The organism is Streptomyces sp. NP160, assembly GCF_006335115.1.
Taxonomy (GTDB): Bacteria; Actinomycetota; Actinomycetes; order Actinomycetales; family Quadrisphaeraceae; genus Quadrisphaera.
The window spans coordinates 54,092-60,839 of the sequence record NZ_VDMJ01000022.1; the positions used below are offsets into that span (position 1 = coordinate 54,092).

Annotated in this window: 7 protein-coding genes; 4 read left to right on the plus strand and 3 right to left on the minus strand. The window is 74.6% G+C overall.

The window, feature by feature from the left end; all coding sequences use genetic code 11:
* Positions 1-18 precede the first annotated feature (18 nt).
* Both FHN55_RS12480 and FHN55_RS12485 read left to right on the plus strand, forming a co-directional pair.
* Positions 19-1,041, plus strand: a complete 1,023-nt coding sequence (locus FHN55_RS12480; RefSeq protein ID WP_257570925.1) for a LacI family DNA-binding transcriptional regulator — start codon at positions 19-21, stop codon at positions 1,039-1,041.
* Positions 1,038-1,823, plus strand: coding sequence for a TIM barrel protein (locus FHN55_RS12485; protein ID WP_139712655.1), 786 nt, complete (start codon positions 1,038-1,040; stop codon positions 1,821-1,823). The genes FHN55_RS12480 and FHN55_RS12485 overlap by 4 nt, the downstream gene beginning before the upstream one ends.
* On the opposite strand, the gene FHN55_RS12490 is transcribed toward FHN55_RS12485, so the two are convergent.
* The 3 genes from FHN55_RS12490 to FHN55_RS12500 all read right to left on the minus strand — a co-directional run bounded on the left by FHN55_RS12490 (position 1,813) and on the right by FHN55_RS12500 (position 4,572).
* Positions 1,813-3,255, minus strand: coding sequence for a sugar porter family MFS transporter (locus tag FHN55_RS12490; RefSeq protein ID WP_257570926.1), 1,443 nt, complete (start codon positions 3,253-3,255; stop codon positions 1,813-1,815). The two genes, FHN55_RS12485 and FHN55_RS12490, sit on opposite strands and share 11 nt — an antisense overlap.
* A 124-nt stretch (positions 3,256-3,379) precedes the next feature.
* Entirely contained in the window at positions 3,380-3,790 is a 411-nt protein-coding gene (locus tag FHN55_RS12495) for a universal stress protein (protein WP_139712656.1), read from the minus strand.
* 20 nt (positions 3,791-3,810) lie between these two features.
* A complete protein-coding gene (locus tag FHN55_RS12500; protein WP_257570928.1) occupies positions 3,811-4,572 on the minus strand; it encodes a GntR family transcriptional regulator in 762 nt (253 codons plus the stop codon).
* A 220-nt stretch (positions 4,573-4,792) separates the two neighbouring features.
* Here FHN55_RS12500 and iolC point away from each other — a divergent pair, with 220 nt between their 5' ends.
* Both iolC and FHN55_RS12510 read left to right on the plus strand, forming a co-directional pair.
* Positions 4,793-5,806 carry a 5-dehydro-2-deoxygluconokinase gene (gene iolC / locus FHN55_RS12505; protein WP_257570929.1) on the plus strand — a complete coding sequence of 338 codons (1,014 nt, stop codon included), beginning with the start codon at positions 4,793-4,795 and terminating at the stop codon, positions 5,804-5,806.
* Positions 5,799-6,716, plus strand: coding sequence for a deoxyribose-phosphate aldolase (locus tag FHN55_RS12510; RefSeq protein WP_257570930.1), 918 nt, complete (start codon positions 5,799-5,801; stop codon positions 6,714-6,716). The genes iolC and FHN55_RS12510 overlap by 8 nt, the downstream gene beginning before the upstream one ends.
* Positions 6,717-6,748 lie beyond the last annotated feature (32 nt).

The following is a 6,748-nucleotide window of genomic DNA, read 5'->3' on the forward strand; positions in this document are numbered from 1 at the left end:
TCCGTCAAGGGGGTGGGTGTGTCGAGCAGCTCAGGACCCGGAGACCAGTCGCGCCGCCCCACGCTGGCCGACGTCGCCGCCCGTGCCGGGGTGTCCCCCGGCACGGCGTCGCTGGCGCTGCGCGGCGCCGCTGGCCCGAGCGCCGCCTCCGTGCAGCGGGTCCGCGCTGCGGCGGCGGACCTCGGCTACCGCGCGGACCGGGCCGCCAGCCGCCTGGCCGCTCGTCGCACGCGCCTGCTCGGGGTTGTCCTGACGATCCGCAACACCTTCCACGCCGAGCTCGCCGAGGCCCTGCAGGACGCCGCCGACGACGCCGGCTACCAGGTGCTGCTGCACCCGGCCACGGAGCGGGCCGGGGAGTCAGGCGCTGTCGACGTCCTGCTCGACTCCCGCTGCGAGGCGCTGCTCCTGCTCGGCACCGAGCTGCCCGCCGACCAGCTCACGGCCCTGGACGCCCGGACGCCGGTGGTGCTCGTCGGCCGGCGGGCGCCCGGGCTCGACGTCGTCAGGGTCGACGAGGCGGACGGCACCGAGCTCGCCGTCGCGCACCTCGCCAACCTCGGGCACACCCGGCTCGCGCACGTCACCGGCGGGTCCGGTGAGGTGGCCGGGGAGCGCCGCGAGGGCTTCCTCGCAGCGGCCCTGCGGCGGGGGATCGGCACCACCGTGGTGGACGGCGCCTTCAGCGAGGACGCGGGCGCCGCAGCGGCGCCCGCCGTCCTCGCCAGCGGGGCGAGCGGCGTGCTCGCCGCCAACGACCGCGTGGCGCTCGGCCTGCTCGACGCGCTGCGCCGGACGGGCACTGACGTGCCGGGTGCGCTCTCGGTGGTCGGCTACGACGACAGCCCGCTCGCCCGACTGGGCCACGTGGGGCTGACGTCGGTGGGCCAGGACCCTCCGGCGCTCGCAGCCGCAGCCGTGCGCCTCGCGGTGGAGCGCCTCGACGGGGGGCGGGAGCAGCCGGTCGACGTCATCGTCGAGCCGCGCCTGCGCGTGCGCGCCACCACTGCCACCCGGGACGACGAGGAACGAGGACGATGAGGCTGGCGGTCTGCGCGGAGATGGTCATGCTCGACGTGCCGTTCGAGCAGCGGGTGCGACGCATCACGGAGCTCGGGTTCGGCACCGTGCTGTGGGACTGGTGCGGCAAGGACCTGGGCGCGCTGGCGGCCCTGCGCGAGAGGGGTGCGTGGTACTCGTCGATGACCGGCTACCTCGAGGGCGCCCTGGCCGACGACGACGGTGCCGCGCGGCTGCTCGCCACCGCGCGCCAGTCGCTCAGGGCCGCCGAGCAACTGGGCGTCGAGAGGCTCAACGTGCACGGCACCGGGCTCGACGGTGACGGGCTGCCCGTCGTCCCCGTCGGCCCCGGTGGGGCGACGCCCACCATGTGGCTGCGCGCCGTGCGCACCCTCGAGGCGCTCGCGGCGCTGGGGGAGGAGCACGGGCGGGTCTTCGTGCTGGAGAACCTCAACACCGCCGTCGACCACCCTGGTGTGCCCTTCGCCAGGGCCGCGGACACGATCGCCCTGGTGGAGGCGGTGGCTTCGCCCTTCCTGCGCCTGAACCTCGACCTCTACCACGCCCAGATTGGTGAGGGGAACCTCGTCCAGCTCGTGGAGCGCGCCCTGCCGCTCGTCGGCGAGGTGCAGGTGGCCGACGTGCCCGGTCGGTGTCAACCGGGCACCGGTGAGGTGCACTACCCGGCTGTGGCTGCGGCGCTGCACCGCCTGGGCTACGACGGGGTCGTGGCGCTGGAGGCGTTCGCCCGTGGGGATGACGAGGCCGCGCTGGAGGACTTCCGCCGGGCGTTCACCCCCTGACCGGCGGCTGGACCGCGGGCAGGCCGCCCGCCGGTGTGCGCAGGTGCTCTTCCAGCGACTCCAGCGTGTGCCCCCTCGTCTCAGGGGCGCACCGGAGGACGAAGAACAGGGACGCGACGTTGACCGCGGCGAAGAGCAGGAACGTCGTGGTCGTGCCCAGGGCCTCGGTGGTCGGCTCGAAGGCGAAGGAGATGGCCCCGTTGACGACCCACAGCACGAACACGGACAGGCCCATGGCGAAGCCGCGGACGGCCAGCGGGAAGATCTCCGAGAGCATGAGCCAGATGCCGGTGCCGATGAAGCACTGGACGAAGGCGACGAAGACCAGCATCGCGCCGAGGATGACGAAGCTGCGCGCGGTCGACTGGGGCAGCAGGAAGACGAGGGCGAGCACCACCTGCGACCCGACGACGCCGGCGAAGCCGGTGAGCAGCATGCGCCGGCGGCTGACGAAGCCGAGCAGCCAGATGCCGAGCAGCGTCATGGTCACCGAGGTCACGCCGATGGCGATGGTGGAGACCAGGGCGACCTGGTCGCCCAGGCCGGTGTCGGCGAGGATCTGCGTCCCGTAGTAGTTGACGGTGTTGATGCCGGTGGCCTGCTGGACGGCGGCGAGCCCGACGCCAATCCACAGGAGCCGGCGCATCCACGGGTTCTCGCGCAGCACGGCCCTGATGGTCGTCCGCGCCGCCGCCCTGTCCTCGGTGGCCAGGTGCGCGATCTCCGTGAGCTCGCGGTCAGCCTCGGCGGCCGGGCGGCTGCGGAGCAGCACGGCGTGCGCCTCGTCGGTGCGCCCGCGCAGGGCCAGCCAGCGCGGCGACTCCGGCAGCACCAGCATGCCCACGAGCAGCCCCACCGCCGGCACGGCGGCGACGCCGAGCATCACGCGCCAGTTGCCGGGGTGGTCCACGAGGGCGCCGATGGCGGCGTTGGTGGCGAACGCGAGGAGCTGTCCGGTGACGATCATCAGCTCGTTGATGGTGACGATGCGGGCGCGCTTCTCGGCGGGGGCCATCTCGGCCAGGTAGACCGGGCAGATCACCGCGGCGGCGCCGACGCCGAGGCCCAGCACCAGGCGGGAGGCCACCAGCACGCCGAACCCCGGGGCGAGGGCGCAGCCCAGGGCCCCCAGCAGGAAGACGACCCCGCAGAGCAGCAGGGTGGTGCGCCGCCCGATGCGGTCCGCGATCCGGCCGGCGAACAGCGCGCCGAGCGCAGCACCCGGCAGCAGCAGGACGGTGACCACCGTCGCCGTCTGCACGGTGGTGAGCCCCAGGTCGTCAGGCATGGTCAGCAGCGCACCGGCGATGACGCCGGTGTCGTAGCCGAACAGCAGGCCACCGAGGGTGGCGATGGCGGTCAGGCGCACCAGGAAGGCGCCGTGACCGGTGCCGGGCCCCTGCGGGCCCCGTCGGGCGGACATCGTCGTCATGGCGCTCCCTCGCGCATCGGCTCGGGCGCTGGGCGCCCCGGCGCCGCCGGGCCCGGGGCGCCAGCGGCAAGAGGGACCGTACGTCGCCGTATTTGTCAGGTCAACCCGTCAAAGTGGACCAGGGTCAGGACGGCTCGGCCTCGGCCTTGACCACGACCACGGGGCAGGGGGCGTGGAGCAGGACCTGCTGCGCGGTGCTGCCGAGCAGCAGCTTGGAGACCATTGACCGCGGTCGCAGCCCGATGACGATGCACCGCGCCCCCACCTCCGCCGCCACGTCCAGGAGCGCTTCCGCGGGCTCGTGGCGCGGTTCCTGCCGCACCTCGGCCCGCACCCCGGACTCCTCCAGCGTGCGGCGCAGCACCTCCAGGTGGGTGTCCTCCACGAGGGCCGGCCCCTCGGGGGCGCCGGTGCCGCGGGCGCTGTCGGTGTTGACGACGACGAGGGGGGCGCCGAAGGCCCTCGCGTGCTCGATGCCCGCCTCGACTGCGGCGCGGCCGATGCTGCTGGGGACGTATCCGACGACGACGGTCACGGGGTTCTCCTCGGTGGTGGTCAGCGGTCGACGAGGGTGGTCTCGAAGGCGTAGCGCGAGGCGCGGTAGACGTGGTCGCCCACCTCGATGACCGAGCCGGCGTCGTCGTAGGCGGTGCGGTGCATGGTGACCAGCGCTGCGCGAGGGCGCTCGTGCAGGAGCCGCGCCTCGGCGGCGGTGGCCAGGCGGGCCCCGACGCTCTGGCGGGCCACGCGGAACTGCACGCCCCGGGCCCGCATCACCTCGTAGAGGCCCTCGGTCTCGAGCTGCTCGCGGGTCGGCGCGCTCGCGGCGGGGATGTGGTTGGTCAGGATGGCCAGCGGCTCGTCGTCGGCCGAGCGCAGCCGCCGCACCGTCACCACGTCCGTCCCGGGGGCGATGCCGAGGGCCTCGGCCAGCTCGTGCGGTGCGGGGGCGACGTCGTAGTCGAGGACCTCGGTGCTGGGCGTGCGGCCGCTGCGGGCGAGGTCGTCGTGGAGGCTGGTCAGCGCCATCGACCTGTTGACGTGCGGGTGCACCACCTGGGTGCCGACGCCGCGCCGCCTCACGAGCAGGCCCTTGTCGACCAGCTCCTGCAGGGCCTGCCGCATGGTCGGCCGGGACAGGCCGAGGCGCTCGGCCAGGGCGACCTCGTTCTCCAGGCGCGAGCCGGGCGGCAGCGTGCCGTCCGAGATCGCCCCCCGCAGCAGCTCGGCCAGCTGGTGGTAGAGCGGGACCGGGCTGGACCTGTCGATCCCCCGCGCGAGCATCCCGGCGAGGTCGGGCGCGGCGGTGCTGCTCATGGACGCATCATCGCAGGCCGACCCGTCGGCGAACAGCCTCTTCCGCCGTTCGCGCTCTGGACGATCGGAAGACCGTATGTCAGGACAACACTTGACAGGCGACCGTCGGCGGGAGCAGTGTCGTCACCGGCGGTGCTGCCGCCCCCGGATCCCGGGGGTCGTCCTGCGCGCCCGCCCCCCGCACCGCACCACCCAGCCGCACGACGACGTGGAGGTCTCCGTGAGCACGCCCGCCACCGCCCCCGAGGTGCTGGTCGTCGGACGCTGCGGCGTCGACGTCTACCCCCTCCAGACCGGTGTGGGCCTCGAGGACGTCGAGACCTTCGGCAAGTTCCTCGGCGGCAGCGCCGCCAACGTGGCCGTGGCCGCGGCCCGGCTCGGACGCCGCCCCGCCCTGCTCTCCGGCGTCGGGGACGACCCCTTCGGCCGGTTCGTGCGCCGCTCCCTGCGCGAGCTCGGCGTCGACGACTCCCTGGTGGTCACCGACGCCGACCTCCTCACACCGGTGACGTTCTGCGAGATCTTCCCCCCGGACCACTTCCCGATCTTCTTCTACCGCCGGCCGACGGCCCCCGACCTCCAGCTCGCGGCCGACGCCCTCGACCTCGGCGCGGTGACCGGCGCCGACCTGCTGTGGGTCACGCTGACCGGCCTGTCGGAGGAGCCCAGCCGCTCGGCGCACCACGCCGCGCTGGAGGCGCGCAGCGCCGCGGCGCCCTCGGGCGCGCGGCCCCGTCACGCCGTCCTCGACCTCGACTACCGCCCCGACTTCTGGGCGGGTGCCGGCGGCGCCGAGGCCGCCCGCGAGCAGGCGCAGCGCGCCCTGGCCCACGTCAGCGTCGCCGTCGGCAACCGCGAGGAGTGCTGGGTGGCCACGGGGGAGGAGGACGCCGGAGCGGCCGCCGACGCCCTGCTCGACCTCGGGGTGGATCTGGCCGTGGTCAAGCAGGGGCCACGGGGGGTCCTCGGCGCCACGCGGGGCGAGCGCGTCGTCGTCCCCGCCACACCGGTGGACGTCGTCAACGGCCTCGGTGCTGGCGACGCCTTCGGCGGGTCCCTCATCCACGGGCTGCTCGCGGACCTGCCCCTGGGGGAGCTGCTGGCCCGGTGCAACGCCGCCGGCGCCATCGTCGCGTCGCGCCTGGAGTGCTCGACGGCCATGCCCACGGCGGCCGAGATCGCCGCACACGTCACCGCCCACACCCGCGCCGCTGAGGAGTCTCCCCGTGCCTGACACCCGGACCCAGGCCCCCGTCGTGCCGTCACCGCGGGCGCGCACCTACGCCGAGGTCACCGAGCTGCGCGCACGCCACCCCGAGGCCGTCGCCGCCGCCCTCGCCGACCGGGTCCGCCGCCCGACCTTCGTGCCCGAGGACGGCCGCCTCATGGTGGTCGCCGCCGACCACCCCGCCCGCGGGGCGCTCTCGGCGCGCGGGCGCGCCGACGCCATGGCCAGCCGGACCGAGCTGCTCGACAGGCTGCGCACCGCCCTGGCCCGCCCCGGCGTCGACGGCCTGCTCGCCACCGCCGACATCGCCGAGGACCTGCTCCTCCTCGGCGCCCTGGAGGACAAGGTGGTCATCGCCTCCATGAACCGCGGCGGCCTGGCCGGCTCGGTCTTCGAGCTGGACGACCGCATGACCGCCTACGACGTTCCCGGCATCGTGGAGTCCGGCTTCGACGCCGGGAAGATGCTCCTGCGCATCGACAAGGACGACCCCGGCTCGCTCGCCACCATGGAGGCGTGCGCCAAGGCGGTCACCGAGCTCAACCGCGCCGGCAAGGTGGCCATGGTGGAGCCCTTCGTCAGCTCCAGGGACGGGCGGAAGGTGGTCAACGACCTGTCGCCCGAGGGCGTCATCACCTCCATCCACGTCGGCCAGGGCATCGGAGCCGCCTCTGCGCGCACCTGGCTGAAGCTGCCGGTGGTCGACGACATGGAGCGGGTCATGGAGGCCACGACGCTGCCGACGCTCATCCTCGGCGGCGACCCGGTCACTGCTCCCGAGGCCACGTACCAGACCTGGCAGAAGGCCCTGTCCCTCCCCGCGGTGCGGGGGCTGGTCGTCGGCCGCGCCCTGCTGTTCCCCCCCGACGACGACGTCGCCGCAGCCGTCGACACCGCCGTCTCGCTCGTCCGCTGACCCCCACTGCCCGGAGGACCCCCGTGACCACC

Excerpts from the sequence above, each read along its gene's own strand:
- FHN55_RS12485 (WP_139712655.1), top strand. The coding sequence starts at position 1,038 with ATGAGGCTGGCGGTCTGCGCGGAGATGGTCATGCTCGACGTGCCGTTC.
- FHN55_RS12490 (WP_257570926.1), bottom strand. The coding sequence starts at position 3,255 with ATGACGACGATGTCCGCCCGACGGGGCCCGCAGGGGCCCGGCACCGGT.
- FHN55_RS12500 (WP_257570928.1), bottom strand. The coding sequence starts at position 4,572 with ATGAGCAGCACCGCCGCGCCCGACCTCGCCGGGATGCTCGCGCGGGGG.